Source organism: Streptomyces sp. NPDC004134 (assembly GCF_042874195.1).
Classification (GTDB): Bacteria; Actinomycetota; Actinomycetes; order Streptomycetales; family Streptomycetaceae; genus Streptomyces.
The window spans coordinates 15032-37956 of the sequence record NZ_JBIAMS010000022.1; the positions used below are offsets into that span (position 1 = coordinate 15032).

16 protein-coding genes are annotated in these 22925 nt (G+C 74.0%); 7 read left to right on the plus strand and 9 right to left on the minus strand.

All coding sequences use genetic code 11. From position 1 onward, the window contains the following. Positions 1 to 43: 43 nt before the first annotated feature. The 7 genes from ACFYVJ_RS25060 to ACFYVJ_RS25090 form a co-directional block, all read right to left on the minus strand. A complete protein-coding gene (locus tag ACFYVJ_RS25060) occupies positions 44 to 1399 on the minus strand; it encodes a VWA domain-containing protein (protein WP_101424484.1) in 1356 nt (451 codons plus the stop codon). Between the two features lie 121 nt (positions 1400 to 1520). Further along, positions 1521 to 2879 carry a PP2C family serine/threonine-protein phosphatase gene (locus tag ACFYVJ_RS25065; protein WP_388895494.1) on the minus strand — a complete coding sequence of 453 codons (1359 nt, stop codon included), beginning with the start codon at positions 2877 to 2879 and terminating at the stop codon, positions 1521 to 1523. A gap of 11 nt (positions 2880 to 2890) precedes the next feature. Further along, on the minus strand, positions 2891 to 5479 hold the full coding sequence (locus ACFYVJ_RS25070; RefSeq protein ID WP_388895497.1) for a tetratricopeptide repeat protein: 2589 nt from the start codon (positions 5477 to 5479) through the stop codon (positions 2891 to 2893). A 28-nt stretch (positions 5480 to 5507) separates the two neighbouring features. Then, entirely contained in the window at positions 5508 to 6845 is a 1338-nt protein-coding gene (locus ACFYVJ_RS25075; protein WP_388895762.1) for a hypothetical protein, read from the minus strand. Positions 6846 to 6935: 90 nt separating this feature from the next. Beyond that, positions 6936 to 7961 carry a glutamate ABC transporter substrate-binding protein gene (locus ACFYVJ_RS25080; RefSeq protein WP_388895500.1) on the minus strand — a complete coding sequence of 342 codons (1026 nt, stop codon included), beginning with the start codon at positions 7959 to 7961 and terminating at the stop codon, positions 6936 to 6938. Next, a complete protein-coding gene (locus ACFYVJ_RS25085; protein ID WP_388895503.1) occupies positions 7958 to 9463 on the minus strand; it encodes a hypothetical protein in 1506 nt (501 codons plus the stop codon). The genes ACFYVJ_RS25080 and ACFYVJ_RS25085 overlap by 4 nt, the downstream gene beginning before the upstream one ends. Positions 9464 to 9759: 296 nt before the next feature. Beyond that, entirely contained in the window at positions 9760 to 10296 is a 537-nt protein-coding gene (locus tag ACFYVJ_RS25090) for an HNH endonuclease (RefSeq protein WP_027770178.1), read from the minus strand. A 335-nt stretch (positions 10297 to 10631) separates the two neighbouring features. Here ACFYVJ_RS25090 and ACFYVJ_RS25095 point away from each other — a divergent pair, with 335 nt between their 5' ends. From ACFYVJ_RS25095 to ACFYVJ_RS25125, 7 genes are all read left to right on the plus strand, one after another. After that, positions 10632 to 11642, plus strand: a complete 1011-nt coding sequence (locus tag ACFYVJ_RS25095; protein ID WP_388895506.1) for a mechanosensitive ion channel family protein — start codon at positions 10632 to 10634, stop codon at positions 11640 to 11642. Positions 11643 to 11817: 175 nt separating this feature from the next. Next, positions 11818 to 13023 (plus strand): ROK family protein, encoded by a 1206-nt coding sequence (locus ACFYVJ_RS25100; protein ID WP_388895508.1) that lies wholly within the window; start codon positions 11818 to 11820, stop codon positions 13021 to 13023. 193 nt (positions 13024 to 13216) lie between these two features. Continuing rightward, positions 13217 to 14563 (plus strand): ABC transporter substrate-binding protein, encoded by a 1347-nt coding sequence (locus ACFYVJ_RS25105; RefSeq protein WP_388895511.1) that lies wholly within the window; start codon positions 13217 to 13219, stop codon positions 14561 to 14563. Beyond that, positions 14563 to 15510, plus strand: coding sequence for a carbohydrate ABC transporter permease (locus tag ACFYVJ_RS25110; protein ID WP_388895514.1), 948 nt, complete (start codon positions 14563 to 14565; stop codon positions 15508 to 15510). The genes ACFYVJ_RS25105 and ACFYVJ_RS25110 overlap by 1 nt, the downstream gene beginning before the upstream one ends. Further along, positions 15510 to 16439, plus strand: a complete 930-nt coding sequence (locus ACFYVJ_RS25115) for a carbohydrate ABC transporter permease (RefSeq protein WP_388895516.1) — start codon at positions 15510 to 15512, stop codon at positions 16437 to 16439. The genes ACFYVJ_RS25110 and ACFYVJ_RS25115 overlap by 1 nt, the downstream gene beginning before the upstream one ends. Continuing rightward, positions 16436 to 17701 carry a 6-phospho-beta-glucosidase gene (locus ACFYVJ_RS25120; protein ID WP_388895519.1) on the plus strand — a complete coding sequence of 422 codons (1266 nt, stop codon included), beginning with the start codon at positions 16436 to 16438 and terminating at the stop codon, positions 17699 to 17701. Before ACFYVJ_RS25115 ends, ACFYVJ_RS25120 begins: the two co-directional genes overlap by 4 nt. Continuing rightward, positions 17692 to 18687, plus strand: coding sequence for an N-acetylglucosamine kinase (locus ACFYVJ_RS25125; RefSeq protein ID WP_388895522.1), 996 nt, complete (start codon positions 17692 to 17694; stop codon positions 18685 to 18687). The genes ACFYVJ_RS25120 and ACFYVJ_RS25125 overlap by 10 nt, the downstream gene beginning before the upstream one ends. Positions 18688 to 18709: 22 nt before the next feature. Here ACFYVJ_RS25125 and ACFYVJ_RS25130 read toward each other — a convergent pair whose 3' ends face one another. Both ACFYVJ_RS25130 and ACFYVJ_RS25135 read right to left on the minus strand, forming a co-directional pair. Continuing rightward, complete coding sequence (locus ACFYVJ_RS25130; protein ID WP_388895525.1) at positions 18710 to 21847, minus strand: beta-N-acetylglucosaminidase domain-containing protein; 3138 nt, start codon at positions 21845 to 21847, stop codon at positions 18710 to 18712. A 283-nt stretch (positions 21848 to 22130) separates the two neighbouring features. Further along, positions 22131 to 22856: a FadR/GntR family transcriptional regulator gene (locus tag ACFYVJ_RS25135; protein ID WP_388895528.1), complete on the minus strand. Its 726-nt coding sequence runs from the start codon at positions 22854 to 22856 to the stop codon at positions 22131 to 22133. Positions 22857 to 22925: the final 69 nt, after the last annotated feature.

The following is a 22925-nucleotide window of genomic DNA, read 5'->3' on the forward strand; positions in this document are numbered from 1 at the left end:
CGGGCAGGTCGCCATCTCGGTGGATCCCCCTGTCTCACTCTCGTCACTTCTTGACGCGGACGGTCTTCGTCGACCGTGTCTCCAGTGTCATCTCGTCGGCCTCCGCGACCTTGGCCTTCAGACGCACAGTACCGCTCGCCGCGTCCACCACGTCCACCACCTTCGACAGTAGCTTTGCGGTGTCCGCGTTGCCGGAGGCGCTCGCGAGCTGGACCGCGCGCCCCAGCTTGGCCGTGGCGCCGTCCATGTCGCCGGCCTTGCGGTCCTCGAGTCCCGCCTGGATGACCTGGGCGAGTTCGGCCTGGCCCGTGTAGTGCGCGACCTGCGCGTTGATACGGGTCGAGGCCGCCATGTCGTCCGTCCACACCGCGCGGATCAGCCCCTGGGAGAGGGTCTGCGCGCTGCCGTCGGGGCGCGGCAGGATCAGCGAGACGCGGGCGGCGAGCATCTCTTGGCCCACGGAGGCGGGGGGCACCTCGACGCAGACGTGGTAGTCGCGGGACTCGTCGCCCCACGAGCCCGTGGGGTAGTCGCCGGCGCGCGGGCCGGCCTCCGTACGCCGCTCGGTCAGCTCCTCGACCGTGGGGGCGACCTGCTTGACGAACTTTATGACCGAGCCCTGCGGCGTCCACAGCCGCAGCGCCACGTCCGCGACCTCCTTGCCCATCGCGGTCTCCATCATCTGCGTGAAGTCCGCGGCCAGGCCGGCCGGGTCGGCCACGATGTCGGCGGTGCCGAGCAGCGCGGAGGCGATGCCGGTCACCTCCTTGACCTCCCAGTCCGTGCCGACGCCGCGGGCGTCGCAGGTGAACCGGCCGGCGCAGGCGTCGAGCGCGGCCCGCAGGTCCTCCGGCGACTCGTGCTCGTTGCGGCCGTCGGTGAGCAGGATGCCGTGCCGGATCGCCACCTCGGAGGAGCCCAGCAGCTTGTCCGCGAGCCGCAGCCAGGTGCCGATCGCCGTGCCGCCGCCGGCGCTCAGCTTGCGCAGCGCCTCCTTGGCCTCCGTACGGGTCGCGGCGTCGGCGACCGCGAGCCGGCCGCCGCCGGGGTAGACCTCGCGGGCCACGTGGGTGCCGGCGACGACGGCGAACGCGACGCCGTCGCGTACCGTCTCGATCGCGGCGGCGGTGGCGTCCCTGGCGTTGCGCATCTTGGTGGGGGGATAGTCCATCGAACCCGAGCAGTCGACCATGATCACCACGCCCGCGTCGGGACCCGCCGAACCGAACTGCATCCGCGCCGGATCGGCGGCGGGCAGCGGCATGCCGCCCGTCGTGCCGCCGCCCGTCGAGGCGACGGTGACGATCGCGTTGACCTCGCGGCCGCCCTCGGGCAGGTACTCGTTCTGGTAGACCTCGACCGAGAACTCCGGCGCGTTCGACTTCGAGAAGTTGGCCATCTCGTCCCCTCCCACTGCTGGTATTTAGATCTATGTAGACAATTCACCGGGCAAGAGAGGCTGACTACGTTACGCGCGCCGCCCCCCGTGGCGGATCAAACCCCCTCGCGTCCCCCCTCCATCACGAAGGGCCTGCCCCGCCCGCCGGGCCGGGGAACGGGAGCACCGCCACTGTTACGTTGTCGTGGCCGCCCCCGTCCAGCGCGTGGCCGACGAGCACCTGGGCCGCGTGCAGCGGCCGGGTCGCGGCGTCCGGCGGCACCGCGGCGGCCAGTTCCGCCGCGGCCTCGGCGTAGTTCCACAGTCCGTCGGTGCACACGATCACCACGCCCGGCCCGTCCGGCTTGAACGAGGCCGTGTGCGGGTCGAGTTCGTGCGCGTCCGCGCCCAGCCAGCCGGTGATCGCGTGCGCGCGCTCGTCCGCGTACGCGTCCGCCTCGGACATCAGCCCGGCGGCGACCATCTGGGCGGCCCACGAGTCGTCCTCGGTGAGCCGGGCGGACGGCGCGGCGCGGTCGTCCGGCACCCAGTACGCGCGGGAGTCCCCGACCCAGCCGACGGTCAGGATGCCGCCGGCGATCACCGCGCTGACGATCGTGCAGGCCGGTGCGTTCTGGTGGCTCAGCGGCGAGTGCTGCGCGGCCAGTTCGTTGACCGAGCCCGCGGCGGCCAGCAGCGCCTCGTGCATCGCCTGCTGCGGGTGCAGCCCGCGGCCCAGCGTGGCCCGCAGCGACGCCCCCGCGGCGACGCTGGCGGCGGCGGACGCCTCGTCCGGGCGGCCGGCGGAGGACACGCCGTCGCAGACGACGGCGACCGTCGCGGGCGCGCCGTTGGGCAGGAGGGTCTCCGCGATGGCGAAGAAGTCCTCGTTGCGGTGGTGGCGCAGGCCCCGGTCGCTGACCGCGGCGACGCCCTCCACCTCGTGCTCCATGTGGTCCCGCTCGCGCGGCTGCGCGTGGCCGCAGCGCTCGCAGTAGCCGTCGACGTCGATCGCGCCCGTACGGCACGCGATGCAGCGCCGCCCGGGCGGCACGGGCCCCGCGGCCGGCGCCTCGGCGGCGGCCGGGGCGTCGGGGGCGGCGGTGCCGAGCGCCGCGCGCGGGTCGGCGCCCTGCGGCGCCACCGGCTCGGCGATGCGGTAGTGATCCGGATCCTCCGCGGGCGCGTCGTGCAGGAACTCACCGGAGTCCCCGCCGCCCTGCGGCGCGGCCCCGGGGCCCGCGATGCGGTAACTGCCGGTGCGCTGCGCCTCGGAAGACCGGCTGTCCGGCGCGGCGGCCCGGCCGGCGGGCGGCGCGCCCGCGGCGGGCGCGGCGCCGTTGGGACCCGCCGCGGGTGCCGCGGCCGCCGGCGCGGCCGCCGCGGGCGCGGGCGCGGCGAGATCCGCGCCGCACGCCCCGCAGAACAGGTCACCCTCCTCCAGCGGCTCCTCGCACGAGGGGCACGAGTTCAGTTGGGATACGGGAGGTGTGTTCGCCATGGGCTTTCCTCTCATACCCAGGTCTTCGGCCGGTAGCGGTTGGCCCGTTCGACCATGTCGATCCGCTCATGGCCGTGCTGTGCGAGACGGGCCAGCACCCGGAAGGAGTTTTCCAGACCGGACCGCAGCCCGTCCTCGTCCAGCGTGCACCCCAGCAGCGCCGGCTGCGGCGGACCCGCGGGGGCGGCCGGGACCGCGCCGGTCCCGGTGCGGCCGGTCAGCACCCAGTCCAGCGCGCTGCCCAGCACCTCCGTGGAGAGCCGGGCTCTGCGGCCCGCGTCCAGGCCCACGTCCTGCAGCCGCTCCACCTGCGTACCGGCCGCCTGCAGATCGGTCAGCAGCGGCTCCTGCGGGGCGCGCTGGCGCAGCCGGGCCCTGATCGTCGCGATTCGCGCCGCGGTGTAGTGGATCGACGCCTCCGGTACGGACTCCAGCGCCCGTACCGCACCGGACCTGTCGGCGGCGGCGAGCCGCACCCGGGCGAGCCCGAACGCGGCGCTGACGTAGGCCGGGTCGGTCGTCCACACCAGCCGGTAGTACTCGGTGGCGTTGTCCAACTGGCCCAGCACCTCGGCGCAGATGCCCAGCGCCAGCTTCGGCGCGGGCTCGCCGGGGAAGGCGTCGTAGATCGCGTCGAAGGACAGCGCGGCGGTCTCGAAGTCGCGGGTGGCCAGGGCCTGGAGCCCGCGGTACCAGACGATCCGCCAGTCGTCGGGGTGCTGCTCGCCCAGCTCGGTCAGCGCGGAGCCGGTCGCCGCCAGGTCGCCCAGCTCCAGATGGGCGCGGACCCGGCGCAACTGCAGTTCGATGGAGTCCGTCGGCGCGTTGGACAGCGCCGCGGTCAGCTCCGCCGGCGCGGACGCCAGCAGGCCGGCGAGGAAGCCCGCGTTGGGGTCGCTGGGGCTCACCCGCGGCACCGGCAGCGCCAGCGCCGCCGCGGGGGAGTCCAGCGGCAGCGTGTCCGCGATCTGCGCGGGCAGCGCCACCTGCGTGCCCATCCCCTGCCCGCCGCCGGGCAACTGCGGCGGTACGCCCTGCGCGGGCGGCAGCGCCGCGACGCCGTTGCCCGCGGCCCGCGCCGCGCGCTCGCGCTTGTTGACGGGCCGGGCGCCGAGCTGCGAGGTCTCGCCGGTCGGCGGCGGGAACAGCTCGCTGTCCACCACCCGCAGCTCGGGGCCGAAGAGCGTGGACAGCGCCGGCTGCGGCTTGCCCGTCTGCAGCGCCACGACCTCCCGCAGCACGCCCGTCAGTTGCTCGGACATCTCCGCGGCCGAGGCGAACCGGCGGGCGGGGTCGGGGTCTGTGGCGCGGACGAGCAGGCGGTAGAAGGACTCGTACCGGTTGAAGACGTCGATCGAGTCGGGGTCGGGCAGGGTGTCGACGAAGACGTTGGTGTAGCCCTGGAAGTCGAAGGTCAGCACGGCCAGCGTGCGCGCCACCGTGTACAGGTCGGAGGCGATGGACGGGCCGGCGTCGGCCACCTCCGGCGCCTGGTAGCCCACCGTGCCGAAGATCGCGGACTCGTCGTCGTCCATGCGGCGCACCGCGCCCATGTCGATCAGCTTGAGCTGGTCGCCCTGCTGGATGGCGTTGTCGACCTTGAAGTCGCAGTACAGCAGGTTGCGGCTGTGCAGGTGGCCGAGCGCCTCCAGCGCCTCGATGCCGTACGCGCACGCCACCTCGACCGGCAGCGGGTCGCGCTTGCCGTCCGGCGTGCGCCGCTCGTTGGCGATCTCCTTCATCGACTTGCCGCCGACGTACTCCATGACGATGTAGCCGTCGAGGCTGCCGGTGCGCTGGTCGAGGTGCTCGACGAAGTTGTAGATGCGCACGATGCCCGCGTGCTCGATCTCCGCGAGGAAGCGGCGCTCGGAGACGGCCGCCGCGATGGCGTCCTCGTCACCGGTGTTCAGCAGGCCCTTCAGGACCACCCAGCGGTCGGCCACCGCGCGGTCGATGGCCAGGTAGATCCAACCCAGTCCGCCATGCGCGAGGCAGCCCGCGACCTGGTACTGCCCGTGGACGATGTCGCCCTCCTGGAGCTTGGGCACGAAGGAGTACGGCTGCCCGCACTTGGTGCAGAAGCCCTCCGTACGCCCCGGCCGCCCGCCCCGTGAACGGCCCACCGGCGCCCCGCACTCGCTGCGGCTGCAGTACCGCTTGCGCTCGGGCACCTCGGGGTTCGCCAGCACCGCCGTGCGCGGGTCGGGCCGCGGCACCTCCGGCACCGTCACCAGGCCCGCGCCCAGCTTGCCGCGGGAGGCCACCGCGGACGTGCGCGAGCTCTTCACCGAGACGGAACGGCCCGTCGACTGCCCGGTCAGCGCGCGCGACAGCCGCCCGGACACCGACCGGCGCGACGCCCGCGAACTGCTCCGCGAGGTGCTGCTCGACCGGCTGGACGCGCTGGAACCGCTCGACGACGAGCTGCCCCGGCTGCCGCGGCGGTGCCCCGTCACCCCGGTGGGCGCCGAGCCGACCACGCCGTCTGGCGAGACGACGGGGGCGAGCCCGCAGGTGTCGCAGTACAGCTCGCCGCCGCCGACGTCCTCGTACGTGCCTCCGCAGCCCGGCCGCTGACATGCCTGCGCGTTGCTCATGACTCCCCCAACTCCGTTCCGTCCAGCCTCACGCCGTGCCCCCGGGCCGGTCGTCCCTCTCGGCGCGCCGAGCGTGCGAGGGCGGTGCCCCCTGCCCCGCGAGCACCTCCGCCGTGGCCCGCTGGTAGCGCAGCACCGCCTGCTCCGCCGCGATCAGATCGCAGGGCGCCGACCACAGCAGCCGGCGCGCCGCGTCGTACCGCTCCATCAGGATGCGGTCCTCTGCGAAGCCGTGCCGGGCCACCTTCGCCTTGTACGCGTCCAGCCGGCCGCGCAGCTCCGCGCGCACGGCCAGCGGCGCGGTCACCGCCGTCAGCGACTCCCGCGCCCGTAGCAACTCCTCCTCGGCCCGCTGCTCCAGGCTCTCCAGCAGCGGCGAGAGCCGGTGCCACTGGGCGCGCCTGCGGAACTCGACCGCGTTGGCCAACTGCTCGTTCAGCGCGGTCGGCGGACCGCTGACCGCCGGCACCTCGGACGCCGCTATCTTCGCCAGCACCTCGCCGCGCGCCCGCCGCGCCTCGCCCAGCGTACGGTCCGCGCGCGACAGCACGTCGCGCACCCTGATCAGCCGCTCCTCCGCGTCCTGCCGGACGTGCAACACGGCGTCGATCTCCCGGCGCACGTCCTCGACGCCGCGCGCCGCCGCGTCGTAGCGCGCGGTGTCCGGCGTGCCGCCGCCGGGCGCCGCACCGGGGCTGCGCCCCGCGGGCCGGGACCAGAACGCCAGCGGGTCGCGCACCACCTCGTCGCGCAACGAGGCCAGTTCCGCGGTGATCCGCTCCAGGTCGTCGCCCGCCGGGTGCTCCCCGGAACGTACGCCGACGGAGTGCGCCAGCGACCGGGTGCGCTGCAGCTCGGCGGCGAGCATGTCGATGCGCGCGGGCAGCGCCGACCACACGGAGTCCGCCGCCGCGACGACGTCGATCACCTCCGCGTACCACCGGTTCATCCGCTCCACCAGCTCGTCCAGCTTCAGCGACTCCGACAGCCGCGCAGGACCCGTCAGCGACGCCGGATAGCCGCCGGCGAGGGTACGCGGCAGCGCCGCGGCACCCGGCGCGATGGTGACGCCGTGGTCCCGCAGCAGCGCCGTCAGCTCGGCCAGCTCCGTCGCGCCCGGCGAGCGGCGGCGGGCCCGGATCTCCCGGGCCGAGCCCAGCGCGCCGGTGTACGCGTCGAAGTGCGCCCACAGCAGCGAGATCGCCTGCTCGGCGGCGGCCCAGCGCTCCTTGGTCGTACCGGACAGCTCGGCGCCCTCCAGCAGCCGGCGTCCCGCGTGGTCCTGGAGCGCGAGCAGCGAGGTCTCGATCGCCTCGTGCTCGGCTCCCAGCCGCGCGAGCGCACGATCGACCTCCTCGCGGTCCATCGAACCCCGTGGCGGGAGCGGCATCTGTTTCCCTCCGTGCTGCCGTACTCTGCCCGTTGCCCTGCTGTTCCTGCTCCGGCGTGCGCCGGCTCAGTCCTTGTACTTGGGGGCCGGCGGTCCCTCGATCCCCGGCATGGCGTCGGCCAGCCACTTGTCGTAGGCGTCCTGCCAGCGCCCGTCCTTGCGGTAGTCCTCGAGCAGCTTGTTGACCCGGCGCACCAGATCGTGGTCGTTCTCGTTCATCGCCACGCCGTACGGCTCGGTGGAGTCCAGGGTGCCGAACAGCTTCATCGACGGGTCCTGCGCGGCCTGGCCCGCCGCCAGCGCGTTGTCGGTGACGACCGCGTCGGCCTCGCCGAGCTGTACCCGCACCAGGCAGTCGAGCTGGTTGGGCACCAGCATGACCTCCGCGCCGTGCGAGTCCTCCTCCAGGGCGGCCTGGCCCGTGGAGCCGTCGGCGGTGCAGACGCGCTTGCCGTCCAGGGTCTCGTCGAAGCCGGTGATGCCCGCGTCCTCGGGCGCCAGCACCTGCTGGTCGCCGGTGAAGTACTCGGTGGAGAAGGCCACGTCCTGGATGCGCTCGCAGTTGATGGTCATCGTGCGTACCACGATGTCGACGTCCTTGTCCTGGAGCGCCGGGACCCGCTGGCTGGTCGGGATCGAGCGGAAGACGATCGCCTTCTCGTCGCCGAGGATCTCCCCGGCGATGGCCCGCGCCAGGTCGATGTCGAAGCCTTCGAGCTGGCCGGTGAGCGGGTTGCGGTAACCCCACTGGAAGCTGTTCTGGTCGATGCCGGCGATCAGGTACTCGCGGTCCTGGATCCGCTTGACGCCATCGCCCGACGCGGTCGCGGACGGCCGCAGGCTCGCCTCGGGCGTCTCGCACTCCTCCTGGCTCGACTTCGCCGACTTCGCCTGCTGCGCCGCGACCGCGCCGCCGGCGGCGCGGTCGTCCGCCGTGCCGTCCTGGCGGCCGTCGCCGGTGAGACCGGGCAGCAGGGCGGCGGTCAGCGCGACGGCCGCCGCCGTCCCGGCCACGCCGCCCCAGCCGCGCAGGTTACGCCTCGTCCTCGGTGCCTTCGCCGTCCGCATCGCTGCCTCCCCCTTCGCCGTCATCGGTACTCCGAGAGCCTGCGCCCGATGCCGAACACCGCGCCGGCCGCGCCGAGCACGGCGAGCACCCCGGCGCCGATCCACAGCCCGGCGAGCGCCCCGCGGCCGTCCTCGGCCGCGGACTTGAACTCCCCGCGCTCGTGCTCCAGGGCCTCCCTGAGGCTGTCGTCGACCTGGTCGAAGAACTCGCTGGTCGACTTCTCCCCGTCGCCGCCGATGACCATGTCCTTGGCGTCCTCGTACTCGCCCGCGACGTTCTTCGTCTGCGCCTCGCCGTGCAGTTTGCGCCACTCGCGTACGTTGTCCATGGCCTCGGCGACCGGCTCGCGGCCCTGGTCGTCGTCGGCCAGCTCCAGCGCGCGGCCGAGCAGGCTCCGCTTTGGCGCCGCCTCGGCCTCGGGGTTCTTGCCGGCCAGCTCGGTCATGCCCTTGAGGTAGCTGTCCTCGTACTTGTCGAGGCCGTCCTCGGTGGTGACGGAGCCGCGGTTGACGTACGTCAGGTTCTCGTCGGCGCGGGCCCGCAGGGTGTTGATCCGCGCCTCGTTGAGCGCGTGCAGCGACTGGGCGCCGTGCCGGTCGGAGTCGCCGAGGCCGGAGCGGGCGAAGGTGTGCCCGACGGTCAGCCAGAGCAGCACGATCACGGTGGCCGCGGAGGCCGCCAGCAGGCCGTGGTTGAACACCCGGTTCGTACGGAGGTAGTGGCGGCGCTGCGCCCAGAACAGGACCCCGAGCGCGAGCAGCCCGCTGGCCAGCGCGGCCCACGGCCACGACTTGGCGTCGGAGTAGTCCTGCTCCAACTGGCCGGTCTCGGACAGGTAGAGCTGCTCGGCGGCGGGCAGCAGGGTCTCGCGCATCTGCTCGTCCGCGTACCGCAGGTACGCGCCGCCGAGCGGCAGGCCCTGGCGGTTGTTGGCGCGGGCGGTCTCGACCAGCGAGGTGTAGACCGGCAGCGCCTGGTTCAGCTTCTCGATCTGCTTCTGCGACTCCGCGGCGCCCTGGGAGTTGGCCGCGGCCTTCACCAGCAGCTTCGACGCCTGCTGGATGTCCGCGTCGTACCGCTCGCGCACCTTGGCCGGCTCCTGCCCGCCCTCCAGGAAGCCGGTGGCGGCCGTGGTGTTGGCGCCGGCCAGCGAGCGGTAGATGTCGGCGGCGTCGGCGCTCAGCGGCTGGCTGCGGTTGATGACGTCGTCGGCCGCCGCGGAACGGTCGGACACCTGCCAGGCGGTGAGCGCCCCGAACAGCACGACCAGCGCCGCCAGTACGGCCCCGATGATCCGCAGCCGGCCCGGCTCGGTGGTCGCGGCGGCGCGCAGCCGGTCGACGCCCTCGGCGAACGCGGAGCGCCGCCCCGGTGGCGCGGCGGGCGGCGGCGGCGCGGCGGAGCCGCCCGTGGGGGAGCCCTGCTGCGGTACGAGTGTGCCGTCAGGGCCGGCCTGCGCGGGAAACGCAGGCGCGGTCCGATGCTCCGGCGGCGCGGCGCTGCCGGCCGGCGGCGGGTACGTCACGTGACCTCCCCCTGGGTCGCTGGCTGTTCGCCCGGTTGCGTGGGCGGGTCCAGTCCACCCCGGGCACGTCGGCAAGTATGGCGGCCCGTTCAGGCCGTCACACCGCGATTCCCGGGATCTTGTTCGGATCGGTACCGTAGCGCGCAGCGCGAGCGGGCGTCTGGGTCCCCATCCTGCCCTTCTTCACGCCCAGCGCATCCGTTCGGTTCCTGTTCCGACCGGCTTGCCGCCCCGGGGGGAGTACCGGGGCGCCGGACCGCGGCGGGGGTCGCCGCGGGCATAACAAAGGCCCGGTTCTAGGCTGAGATGCCGTCGATCCGGGCCAGGGCCTCGTCCGCGCCATATGGCTGCAGGTAGGGCAGCCAGCGCGGGTCCCTATGCCCTGTCCCGATGATCCGCCAGGCCAGTCCGGACGGCGGCGCGGGCTGGTGGCGCAACCGCCAGCCCAGCTCGTGGATCGGCCGGTCGGCCTTCACATGGTTGCAGCGGCGGCAGGCCGCCACGACGTTGTCCCAGCGGTGCTGGCCGCCGCGGCTGCGCGGGATCACGTGGTCGACGCTGGTGGCCACGCCGCCGCAGTACGCGCAGCGCCCCCCGTCGCGGGCGAAGAGCGCCCGCCGGGTGAGCGGAACGGGCCCCCTCACGGGGACCCGTACGAACCTCTGCAGTCGCACGACGCTTGGCGCCGCTATCACCCGCGTGGCGCTGTGCAGGAAGGCACCGGATTCCTCCAGGCTGACCGCTTTGCCGTTCAGCACCAGCACGAGCGCGCGGCGCAGTGGCACGACGCCGAGCGGCTCGTAGGAAGCATTGAGGACGAGGACGTGCGGCACGGTGCCTCCTTGTACGCCGGCGGCGCGTGGCTCGCGCCGGGACGATCTGGTCAACAGTGTGTCCTGCACTCCCGCCTCCGCGCCACCACGATCAGGTAAACGGGCCAACCGCCCGGCAAGGTTCCACGGCCGTCCCCGTGATGTTGATCCCCCCTTCCGGCCCGCCCTACGCCTGGTCCCACCGGGCGGTAACCGGACCGCAACACGGGCGTCGCCGGGGGGCCGTACGGTCGTCCGCCGGACGGCCCCCGCGGTGGTAAAGCGACGCTAAAGGAGCAGGCCGGAGCGGCGGGTAGGGTGAGGGCGGCCCACCCCTGAACGGAAGGTTCCACGCCGTGTTCGCCACCGCCCGCCCGGCTGCCGAGAGCCCCTCCCCGACGCCGCTTGAGGACTCGCGCAAGAGCGCGGAGGAGACGGCCGGGTGGATCCAGGAGAACTGGGCCTCGTGGCTGGGCGTGGGCCTGCGGATCCTGCTCGTCGTCGTGATCGCGTACGTGCTGCGCCGCGTGGTCCAGCGTATGATCACCAAGCTGATAACGCGGATGACGCGCACCGCCGACGCCGTGGACGGCACCGCCCTCGGCGGGCTCCTCGTCAACCACGAGAGACGCAGACAGAGATCCGAGGCGCTCGGTTCCATCCTGCGCAGCAGCGCTTCCTTTGTGATCCTCGGCACAGCCGCCCTGACCGTGCTCTCCGCGCTCAAGATCGATCTGGCGCCGCTGCTGGCCAGCGCGGGCGTCGCGGGCGTCGCGCTCGGCTTCGGCGCCCGCAACCTGGTGATGGACTTCCTCTCCGGCGTCTTCATGCTCATCGAGGACCAGTACGGGGTCGGTGACACCATCGACGTCGGCGAGGTCACCGGCGAGGTGATCGAGGTCGGGCTGCGCGTGACCAAGCTGCGCGGCGACAACGGGGCGATCTGGTACATGCGCAACGGCGAGGTCAAGCGGATCGGCAACCTCAGCCAGGGCTGGGCGACGGCCGTCGTCGACGTGCCGGTGGCGGCGGACGAGGACCTGGACCGGGTGCGCGACGTGATCGCCGCCACCGGCGAGGAGTTCGGCCGCACCGAGCCGTGGAGCGAGCAGTTGTGGGGCGAGGTCGAGGTGCTCGGCCTGACCGCCGTCGCACAGGGCACGGCCGTCATCCAGGTGCAGGTCAGGACGATGCCGGGGAAGTCCATCGGGGTCGAGCGCGAGCTGCGCTGGCGGATAAGGGAGGCGCTGCTCGCTGCCGGGATCGTCATGTCGGACGTACCGCCGGGAGCCATGGTGCCGCCCCGGGCGGAGCGGGTGGCGGTGCCGCAGCAGGGGCCGTCGGGCGGCGGTGGCGGCGGGGAGTAGGCCGGAGCGGGCCCGGTCCCGGGCCGCCGCGGGCGGCCCGGCGCGCGTTTCGCCCGCACTCTTGACGCGCTTCGTCCGCGGCATTACTTTCGCCGCACTCCGATAGGAAAGTTTCCTAACCATTCGGAGCGGCGAGCGGTACGGCACCCGTCCGGACCGGGGAGAGGTGACGCCCATGGCCGGTGGCCCGGGGACACTGCGCGCGATGAACGACCGCGCCGCGCTGGAGCTGCTGCTGGAGCACGGCACGCTCTCGCGCACCCGGCTCGGCAAGCTCACCGGACTGTCCAAGCCGACCGCCTCGCAGTTGCTGGCCCGGCTGGAGGCCGCCGGGCTGGTCGTCGCCACCGGCACCAGCGAGGGCAGCCCGGGACCCAACGCCCAGCTCTACGCCCTCAACCCCGCCGTCGCCCACGTCGTCGGGCTCGACGTCACCGCCGCCCGGATCCGCGCGGCCGTCGCCGACGTCACCGGGCGCACGGTCGGCTCGTACGAACTGGCCACCGCCAAGCGCACCGGCGGCGGCGCCGCGGAGGGGACCGTGCGCCGCGTCGTCCGCGCCGTCGACGGCGCCGCCAAGGACGCCGGGCTCACCCGCGCAGAACTGCACCGCGCCGTCATCGGCACCCCCGGCGCCTTCGACCCCGGCACCGGCCGCCTGCGCTACGCCTCCCACCTGCCCGGCTGGCACTCCCCGACGCTGCTGGAGGAGCTGGCCGCCGCCCTGCCCATGCCGCTCGCGTACGACAACGACGTGAACCTCGCCGCCGTCGCCGAGCAGCGCCGCGGCGCCGCCCGCGGCCACGACGACTTCGTCCTGCTCTGGAACGAGGAGGGCCTCGGCGCCGCCGTCGTCATCGGCGGCCGGCTGCACCGCGGCGGCACCGGCGGCGCCGGCGAGGTCGGCTTCCTGCCGGTGCCGGGCGCCACCCTCGTCCGCCAGGTCACCCGCGCCAACAGCGGCGGCTTCCAGGAACTGGCCGGCGCCCAGGCGCTCGCCCCGCTCGCCCGCGAACTCGGCCTCACCCCCGGCCGCGGACACTACGCCGAGGTCGCCGCGGAACTCGTCGCCCGCGCCGCCGCCGAGCCCGGGGAGCCCGGCCACGCGGAACTGCTCGACCGCTACGCCCAGCGCCTGGCCGTCGGCCTCGCCTCCGTCGTCGCCGTCCTCGACCCGCAGCTCATCGTGCTCTCGGGCGCCGTGCTGGCCGCCGGCGGCGAGCGGCTGCGCGCGCTCGTCCAGTCCGAGCTGGCCGAACTGGCCGTGCCCCGGCCGCGCCTGGTGACCGGCGCGGTCGAGCGGCACCCCGTGCTCACCGGCGCGCTGGAGAGCGCGCTCGCCACCACCCGCGACGAGGTCTTCGACACCACCGCCCGCTGACGCCGGCCCGCCCGGCCCGATCCGGCACACCTGCACCCGGCTCGCTGCACTCGCCCTACCCGGCTCGCTGCTCCCGCCCCACCCGGCTCGCTGCTCCCGCCCCACCCGGCTCGCTGCTCCCGCCCCACCCGGCTCGCTGCTCCCGCCCCACCCGCCCGATTTTCCCCTGCATCCGCCAGGAGGTACGACGACCATGCCCACAACCCGCCCACGTGCCCGCGCCGTCGCCGCGGTCGCCGCCGCGGCCGCGCTCTCGCTCTTCGCCGCCGCCTGCACCGGCAGCAACGACTCAGGCGGAGCGGACGACGACCCCGACGCCGACGTCACGCTCACCTTCTGGCACGGCTGGAGCGCACCGTCCGAGGTCGAGGCGATCGAGGCCAACATCGACGCCTTCGAGAAGAAGTTCCCCAACATCACGGTCAAGTCCGTGAAGGGCGTCAACGACGACAAGCTCAACCAGGGCCTGCGCGCCGGCGGCTCCAACGGACCCGACGTGGTGTCCTCGTTCACCACCGACAACGTCGGCCGCTTCTGCTCCTCCAACGTCCTCGCCGACCTCGACCCGTTCCTGAAGGAGTCCGGCATCAGCCCGGAGGAGACCTTCCCGGCGCCGATGCTGGAGTACACCCAGTACGAGGGCAAGCGCTGCGCGCTGCCCCTCCTCGGCGACGCCTACGGCCTCTACTACAACAAGGACGCCTTCGCCGAAGCCGGCATCGACGCACCCCCGAAGACCCTCTCCGAACTGGAAGAGGTCGCCAAGAAGCTCACCAAGCCCGACGGCGACGGCTACGAGCAGCTCGGCTTCATGCCCAACTACCAGGGCTACGAGACCACCGTCGAGCACTACGGCGGGCAGTTCGGCCTCACCTACTTCGACGGCGAGGGCAACTCCAACGCCGCCGGCGACCCCAACATGGCCGAGCTGTTCGAGTGGCAGAAGGGGATGGTCGACGCCCTCGGCGGCTTCGAGAAGCTGCGCAAGTACCGCAACACCTTCGGCGACGAGTGGGGCCCCAAGCACCCCTTCCACACCGGCCAGGTCGCCATGCAGATGGACGGCGAGTGGCGCGGCAAGATGGCCGCCGACGCCGGCGTCGGCTTCGAGATAGGCGCGGCCCCCTTCCCCGTCCCCGACGACCAGGCGGACTCGTACGGCAAGGGCTACCTCTCCGGCACCATCACCGGCATCGCCACCACCAGCGACAAGAAGAACGCCGCCTGGGAACTGGTGAAGTACCTGACCACCGACACCGACGCCGTCGTGGACTTCGCCAACGCCATCCACAACGTGCCCTCCACGCTGGCCGCGCTGAAGTCCCCGAAGCTCAACGACGACCCCGTGTACCGCACGTTCGTCGACATCGCCCAGCACCCGGAGTCCAGCCACGCCCCGCCCTCGAAGAACGGCGGCGCCTTCCTGCTCACGCTCCAGGACTACGGGCTGAAGTACGAGAACGGCAAGGAGGACGATCTGACGTCCCTGCTGGAGCAGGCCGACGAGCAGATCGACAAGGACAACGCGCAGGCCGGCTGATGTCCGCCGCCGTCTACACCCTGGGTGCGCGGCGCCGCCGCGCGGCGCTGCGCACCCTCGGGTTCCTCTCGCCCTGGCTCGTCGGCTTCGGCGTCTTCTTCGCCTACCCCCTCGGCGCGACCGTCTACTTCTCCTTCATGAAGTACGACGGGTTCACCGCCCCCGTCTGGGTGGGGCTGAAGAACTGGCGCTACGTCCTGTTCGACTACCCCTTCTTCTGGCCCGCCCTGGCCAACACCCTGTGGCTCGTGCTCGTGATGGTCACCCTGCGGACCCTCTTCGGGCTCGGCATCGGCCTGCTCATCACCAGGATCAAAACCGGCGCGGGCGTCTTCCGCACCGTGTTCTACCTGCCGTTCCTGGCGCCGCCGGTCGCCGCCACCATGTCGTTCGTCTTCCTGATGAACCCCGGCACCGGACCGGTCAACACCATCCTCGGCCGGCTCGGCCTGGGCGAGCCCGGCTGGTTCAACGACGCGCAGTGGTCCAAACCCGGCCTGACGATCCTCGCCCTGTGGACCGTCGGGGACCTCATGGTGATCTTCATGGCGTCGCTGCTGGACGTGCCCAAGGAGCAGTACGAGGCCGCCGAGCTGGACGGCGCCGGCGCCTGGTCCCGCTTCCGGTACGTCACGCTGCCGAACATCCGGCCTGTCGTGCTCTTCGCCGTCGTCACCGGCGTGATCGCCACGATGCAGTACTACACCGAGCCCATCGTGGCCGCGAAGGTCGCCAGCGGCGTCATCGGCGGCTCGGGAGAGCACTTCGAGCCCGGCTACCCGGAGAAGTCCACCCTCACCGTCCCGCAGAGCGTCTACCACCTGGGCTTCCAGCGGTTCGACACCGGCGCCGCCTGCGTCGTCGCCCTCGTGCTCTTCGTCCTCGCGATGGCCTTCACGTACGTGCTCATGCGCCGCGGCAGCGGCTTCCTGAAGGAGGACGACTGATGGCCGCGGTACATCCGGTCGAGCGGAAGCGGCCGGCGGCGGCGCGCCCCGCGGCCCGGGGCCGGCGCCCGCGGCGCCGCCCCGCGACGAACGCGCAGGCGCGCCGCAGGGAACTGCTGAACTGGGTCGCGGTGCACGCCCTGGCGATCGCCGCCTCGCTCTTCTTCGTGCTCCCCTTCGTCTTCGTCTTCCTCACCGCCGTGATGAGCGACGACCAGGCGCTGACCCGGGCGCTGTGGCCGCGTACCTGGGAATGGGGCAACTTCGGCACCGTGTGGGAGACCCCGGGCTTCCTCACCTGGTGGCGCAACACGCTGCTCTACGCGGGGCTGGGCACCGTGCTCGCGGTCGGCTCCAGCCTCCCCGTGGCGTACGCGCTGGCCAAGTTCCGCTTCCGCGGCCGGAACCTGGCGATGATGATGGTCATCGCGGCCATGATGCTGCCGCCGCAGGTCGTCATCGTGCCCATGTACCTGTTCTGGTCCCGGCAGATGGACATGACCGGCACCCTGTGGCCGCTGATCATCCCCTTCGCGTTCGCCAACCCCTTCAGCGTCTTCCTGCTGCGCCAGTTCCTGCTGACCATCCCGCGGGAGTACACCGAGGCCGCGCGCATCGACGGCTGCGGCGAACTGCGCACCCTGCTGCGCATCGTGGTGCCGATGGCCAAGCCCGCCATCGCCGCCGTCGCCCTGTTCCACTTCTTCTACTGCTGGAACGACTACTTCGGGCCGCAGATCTACGCCTCGGAGAACCCGGCCTGGTGGACGCTGAGCTACGGGCTGGAGTCCTTCAAGGGCGCCCACCAGACCGACTGGAACCTCACCATGGCGGCCACGGTCCTGGTCATGGCCCCGGTGATCGTGGTCTTCTTCTTCGCCCAGAAAGCCTTCATCGAGGGCGTCACCCTGACAGGAGTCAAAGGTTGAAACTCGCAGTGGTAGGCGGCGGCTCGACCTATACGCCCGAGCTGGTCGACGGGTTCGCGCGGCTGCGCGAGACCCTGCCCGTCGACGAGCTGGTCCTCATCGACCCCGCCGCCGAGCGGCTGGACCTGATCGGCGCCCTGGCGCGGCGGATGTTCGCCCGGCAGGGCCACGACGGGCGGGTCGTCACCACCGCCCGTCTCGAGGAGGGCGTCCAGGGCGCGGACGCGGTGCTCGTCCAACTGCGCGTCGGCGGCCAGGCGGCGCGGCAGCAGGACGAGACCTGGCCGCTGGACTGCGGCTGCGTCGGGCAGGAGACGACCGGCGCGGGCGGCCTCGCCAAGGCGCTGCGCACCGTGCCCGTGGTGCTCGACATCGCCGAACGGGTCCGCAAGGCCGCCCCCGACGCCTGGATCATCGACTTCACCAACCCCGTCGGCATCGTCACCCGCGCGCTGCTGCAGGCCGGGCACCGCGCGGTCGGCCTGTGCAACGTCGCCATCCACCTCCAGCGGACGTTCGCGCGGCTCTTGGACGCCCCGCCCGCGGACGTCCACCTGGAGCACGTCGGCCTCAACCACCTCACCTGGGAGCTGGGCGTACGCCTCGGCGGCCCCGGCGGCGTCGACGTGACGCCCAAGCTGATCGGCGAGCACGGCGCCCGGATCGCCGGCGAGCTGCGGCTGCCGCCGGAGCTGCTGACCCGGCTCGGCGTCGTGCCCTCGTACTACCTGCGCTACTACTACGCCCACGACCGGGTCGTCCGCGAACAGCGCGAGGGCCCCTCGCGGGGCGCGCAGGTCGCCGGGATGGAGGCCGAGCTGCTGCGGATGTACGCCGACCCGGCGCTCGACACCAAGCCGGAGCTGCTGTCGCAGCGCGGCGGCGCGTACTACTCCGAGGCCGCCGTCGCGCTCGCCGCGTCGCTGCTGGGCGGTGCGGCGGGCGCGGTGCAGGTCGTCAACACCGTCAACCGCGGCACGCTGCCGTTCCTCCCCGACGACGCGGTCGTCGAGGTGCAGGCCGAGGTCACCGCCGAGGGCGCCAGGCCGCTGCCGGTCCCGGAGCTGGACCCGCTGTTCGCCGGCCTCGTCGCGCACACCACCGCGTACGAGCGCCTCGCGCTGGAGGCGGCGCTGGAGGGCGGGCGCGAGCGCGTCTTCCGCGCGCTGCTCGCACACCCGCTGGTCGGGCAGTACGACCGCGCCGAGAAGCTGACGGACGCGCTGATCGCGCACAACCGGGAGTATCTGCCGTGGGCCTGAGCCCGGTCGCCGTGCTGGCGATCGACGCCGGGAACAGCAAGACGGACGCGGCGCTGGTCGCGGCGGACGGCACGGTGCTGGGCCAGGGGCGCAGCGGCGGCTTCCGGCCGCCGGTGACGGGGGTGGCGGCGGCGGTCGACGTGCTGGCGGAGGCGGTGGCCGGCGCGGTACGGCAGGCGGGGGGCGACGGCTCCGGCGGTGCCGTCGCCCCGCACGTGTCCGCGTGCCTGGCCAACGTCGACCTGCCCGTGGAGGAACGCACCATCCGCGCGGAGCTGGAGGCGCGCGGCTGGGGGCGTACGGTCGCCGTCCACAACGACACCTTCGCCCTGCTGCGGGCCGGCCTGCCGCCCGGCGCGCAGCCGCGCGGCGTCGCCGTCGTGTGCGGCGCGGGCATCAACTGCGCCGGGCTGCTGCCCGACGGCCGCACCCACCGGTTCTTCGCCCTCGGCAAGCTGTCCGGCGACTGGGGCGGCGGTGCGGGGCTCGCGGCGGAGGCGGTCTGGTACGCGGCGCGGGCGGAGGACGGCCGCGGCGAGCCGACCGCCCTGGCGACGGCGGTGCCGGAGCACTTCGGCCTCGGCACGATGCACGAGCTGATCGAGGGCGTCCACCTCGGCACCGTCCCGGTCGCCCGCACCCAGCGTCTCGCGCCGCTGCTCTTCGCGGTGGCGGCGGGGGGCGACCCGGTGGCGCGGTCCATCGTGGACCGGCAGGCGGACGAGGTGGTGGCGCTGGCGGCGGTGGCGCTGGAGCGGCTCGGCCTGCTGGACGAGGAGGTTCCGGTGGTGCTCGGCGGCAGCGTCCTGGCTGCGGGCCACGCGCAGTTGGACGACCGGATACGCGCCCTGCTCACGGCCCGCGCCCCGAAGGCGGTCCCCCGCGTGGTCACGGCCCCGCCGGTCCTGGGCGCGGCCCTCCTGGGCCTGGACCGCGCCGGAGCCCCGGAGGAGGCCAGGTCCCGTACCCGGCGGCACTACGGCTGAGCCGGGCCGGCCCGGCGCGCGGTCAGTCGCGGACGGCCCGTACCTCCAGGGCGTAGAGCGAGTAGCCGAACTCCGTCGCGCGCTCCACGCCCTGGACGCGGACGTAGCGCACCTCGCGCTCGTCCATCCGCACCGACTCGCGGCCGCCCCCGCCGTCGTTCACCGCCGCCGCCGTGCGCCAGCGGCGGCCGTCGGCGGAGACCTGCACGCGGTAGCGCTTCGCGTACGCGCTCTCCCACGTCAGCGCCACCTCGCCGACCCGCACCGGCTTCGCGAGCCGCACCTGCACCCAGGCGCCGTCCGCGGCCGGCGACGACCACCGCGTCTCCGGGTCGCCGTCCGCCACCGCCGCCGCCGGGAAGTCCGGCGTCTCGTCCGCCGACGACGACGCGTGGCCGGCACGCGCCAGGTCGGGGCCGCCGACCGCGGGGTAGGCGTGCACGGTGACGGTACGGACCTGGGCGGCGCCGCCGTCCTCCAGCTTCACCGGGACCTCGTACGTGCCCGGCGGCACGTCCTCCGTCGCCCGGATCTCGACCGGGGCCCTGGCCGTCGTGCCGCGGGCTATCCGCACCTCGCCGGGGGCCTTCGCCTTCAGCCCCCGGGGCGCCTTCGCCGTCACCTTGCCGCCCGCGTCGCCGGGGCGCCGCGCGGACAGCTCCGCGTCCACGACCACCGGCTCGCCGCCGATCGTCACGTCCGCCTCGTCGCGGGAGAGCGACAGCCGGGCGCCCGGCTCCGCGGCGGACCACGGCACCACCTCGTGCACCACGGGCGCGGTGGTGTCGGCGGCCCACACGAGCCGTACGGCGTCGGCCTCGGCGCGCCCGGCGGGCAGCTCCGTCCAGCCGCCGCCGTCGAGTTCGCCGACCGGTCGCCACGCGGTCCCGCCGCCGTCGCGTACCCGGATCTGCACCTCGGCGCGGGTGCCCGTGCCGGGCTGGGTCAGCACCGTCACCGCCCGCAGCGGCCGCCGGTCGAACTCCACCACCAGCGCCTCGTGCGTGCCGGGCGACGGCGGCCGGGCGGCCTCGTACGCCGTGGCCGGCCTGCCGTCGGCCGCCGCCGTCACCGACGAGCCCTCCAGCGGCTCCGCGCCGCCCGAGACGGCCGCCCCGGCGCCGGCGGAGCGCTGCGCGCCGCCGCCCGCGCCCAGCCAGGAGTCGGAGTCCGTCAGCGCCCGGCTGAGGAAGGCGTCGAGCACGCCCGCGCCCACCACCCCGCCGCCGCGGCCCGCCTCGCCGGCCAGGCGCTGCAGCTCGAGACGGGCCTGCCACGCCTCCTCGTTGCGGCCCGCGGCCTGCGCGGTGACCATGTCCACCGCCCGTTCGCCGGCCGCCCCGTACCGCGCCAACTGCGCCAGCCACGGCCGCACCTCGTCGCCGAACGTGCCGTCCGCCAGCGGCGCCAGCTCCTCCGGCGCGCGGCGCATCACCGTGAACGCCTCGCGCAGCCGCGCCGCCGCCTTCTCCGCGTCCCGCCTGCCGCCCGCCGCGCTCTCCCGCTCGCGCCAGAAGTCCGCGATCAGCGGCCGCAGATACGCCGACTCCCTGGCGCCCAGCTCCGACGACGCCGAGTTCCCGGCCAGCGCGGCGAGCGCGGCGCCCGCCTTGTCCGGTTCCGGGGCGTCCGCGGCGAGGTCGCGCACGGCGGCCTGCCAGGAGGCGTCCGGGTCGTACGCGCGCGGGTTCCAGGCGTAGTCGGCGACCGTGAACAGCGGCACCCGGGAGGCGGCGGGCTGCTCCATCGCGCCGGCCAGCACGCCCGCGGAGCCGGCGGCGACCGCCGGGTCGCGGCCGTCGTAGGGGCCGAGGAAGATGCGGTCGCGGGCGTAGTCGTTGACGGGGTAGTTGTCCTGCGTGATCAGCGGGTGGCCGCCGAACGCGGCCTGCGCGTCGCGCAGTTGGCCGCCGCTGATTTCCCTGGGCACCGCGCCGACGCCCGACCAGGCGACCTCGACCCGCTCGTCCAGCTCGCCGGCGAGCGCGGAGCGGTAGTCGGTGGTGCCGTCCTGGTAGTACTCGGTCGGCAGCAGCGACAGCGGCGCCGCGTCCGGGTGCCGCCGGGACAGGTGCGCGGCCAGCGCGTTGGCGGTCTCGGCCTGCGCGCGGGCGGCGGCCTCCGGGCCCGAGCCGTACTCGTCCGCGTCCTCGCCGCAGGCCCACTCGCTGTAGCTGACGTCCTGGAACTGGAGCTGGAAGGCCCGTACGCCCAGCGCCCACATCGCGTCCGCCTTGGCCAGCAGGTCCTTGCGGTCGCGGGCCGAGGAGAAGCAGAAGTCCTGGCCCGGCGCCACCGCCCAGGCGAGCGTCACGTGGTTGGCGCGGGCCCGCTCGGCCAGCTCGCGGAACCGGGCGCGCTGGTCGGCGGGGTACGCCTCGCGCCAGCCGGCCTGGCGGTACTGGTCGTCGCCGGGGGAGTAGAGGTAGCGGTTGAGCTTGGTCCGGCCCATGAAGTCGAGCTGCGCCAGGCGCTGTTCGTGGCTCCAGGGTCGGCCGTAGTGGTTCTCGGCGATGCCGCGCACGGCGGTGCCCGGCCAGTCGCGTACGGACACGGCGGGCAGCGTGTTCTCGGTACGGGCCGCGCGGGCCAGTTCGCGCAGCGTCTGCACGCCGTGAAAGAGGCCCGCCGCGTCGGTCCCGGCCAGCGCGACGACGTCGCGGCCCTCGTACTGCCCGGCGGCCAGCCGGTAGCCGCCGGCCGGCAGGTCGGCCTGCTCGCCCGCGCCCAGGGCGCGCAGCGCGGCGTCGGCGGGGGAGCGGCGCGGCGGGGGGCCCGCGACGCCCGCGGGGCCGGCCGGCGCCTGGTCGGCGTAGACCACGAGCCCGGCCGCGGGCAGCGCGGCGCCGGGGCGCACCTGCGTGAACTCCCGTACGCCGACCGCCCGCAGCACCTCGTGCAGCTCCGCGAGCCCCCGCGGGTCCGCGCCCTCGGGGGTGACGAGCACCGCCTGCCCGCCCGCGTGCACCTCGCCGGCGCGGGCGTTCAACTGCTGCGGGCGCGGCCACACCGCGTCGCGCAGCGCCTCCTCCGCGGCCGGCGTCTCGGCCGACTCCGTACCGCCGGCGCCCGGCTGCTGCGGCTGGGCGGCGGCCTCCGGCGCGCGGCCGCCGAGCAGCCCGCCGATCACGGCGGCGGACAGCGCCGTCGCCGTGGCCACTCGCCGCCTGGCAGCTCCGCCCAACTCCGTCCGCCCTCCGTCCGTTACCGGTCCCGCACCCCGGCTGCCGGCCGTCTTCCGACCGTACGCCGACGCTGTCGACTGCTCATCGCCCCCGCGTTTCACGGCGGTTAAGGATGCGCGTACGTGTGCCGTACACCAGTCCCGCACGGCCCGTGCCCGCGCGGGGCGCAGGCGGAGAGCCCACCACCGCGATACGGCCGCTGTCAACGCGCCGGTCGGCCCCAATCGCGCAAGGAGCGAGCCAGGGTACCCGCGCCCGTCAGGACGCGGACCCCGCGACCCGCTCCTCGATGCCGACGTAGTGCTGCCGCACGGCCTCCCTGGCCTGCTCGGGATCGCCGCTGAGGACCGCGTCGAGAATACGGGCGTGCAACTCGTGGATCACCTCCGGGTCGCGGTGCGGGGCGGTGGGCGCGGCCCGGTGGTAGGCCACCCAGAACAGGTCGAAGAGCTGCAGCAGCATCGAGTTGCCGAGGTCGGCGAAGAGCAGCCGGTGGAACTCCCGGTCCAGCTCGGCGATCTCCTCGTGCCGGTCCGCCGCCGCCCGCATCCCGGCCAGCACGTCGCGCAGCGCGTCCACGCTCCGCGGCGTGAGCGACGCCATCGCGTCGGCGATCATCCCGGACTCCAGCGCCTTGCGCAGCGCGACCAGCTCGCCGAGCGCGCGGGGGCCCTGCATCAGCCCGTACGGGAGGTTGTCGAGCAGCGGGGTGAAGGAGAAGTCCCGGACGAACACGCCGCTGCCGCGGCGGGTTTCGAGCACGCCCGTGGACTCCAGGGCCTTCACCGCCTCCCGGACGGAGTTGCGGCTGACGCCGAAGAGCCGGGCCAGCTCGGCCTCCGGCTTGAGCGGGTCACCGGGCCGCAGCCCGCGCTTGATGATGTAGTGCCTGATCTCGTCCTGCACCGTCTTGTGCAGCGGGGGTGCGGTCCCCACCCGCTTGAACGCTGGTTGCACCGACGACTCCCGACTTCTCTCGTCCACTCGCGAATCCCCGTCCTACCACGGCTCTTGACAGCGGCGCACCGTGAACCTACGGTCCCGAACTTGTAG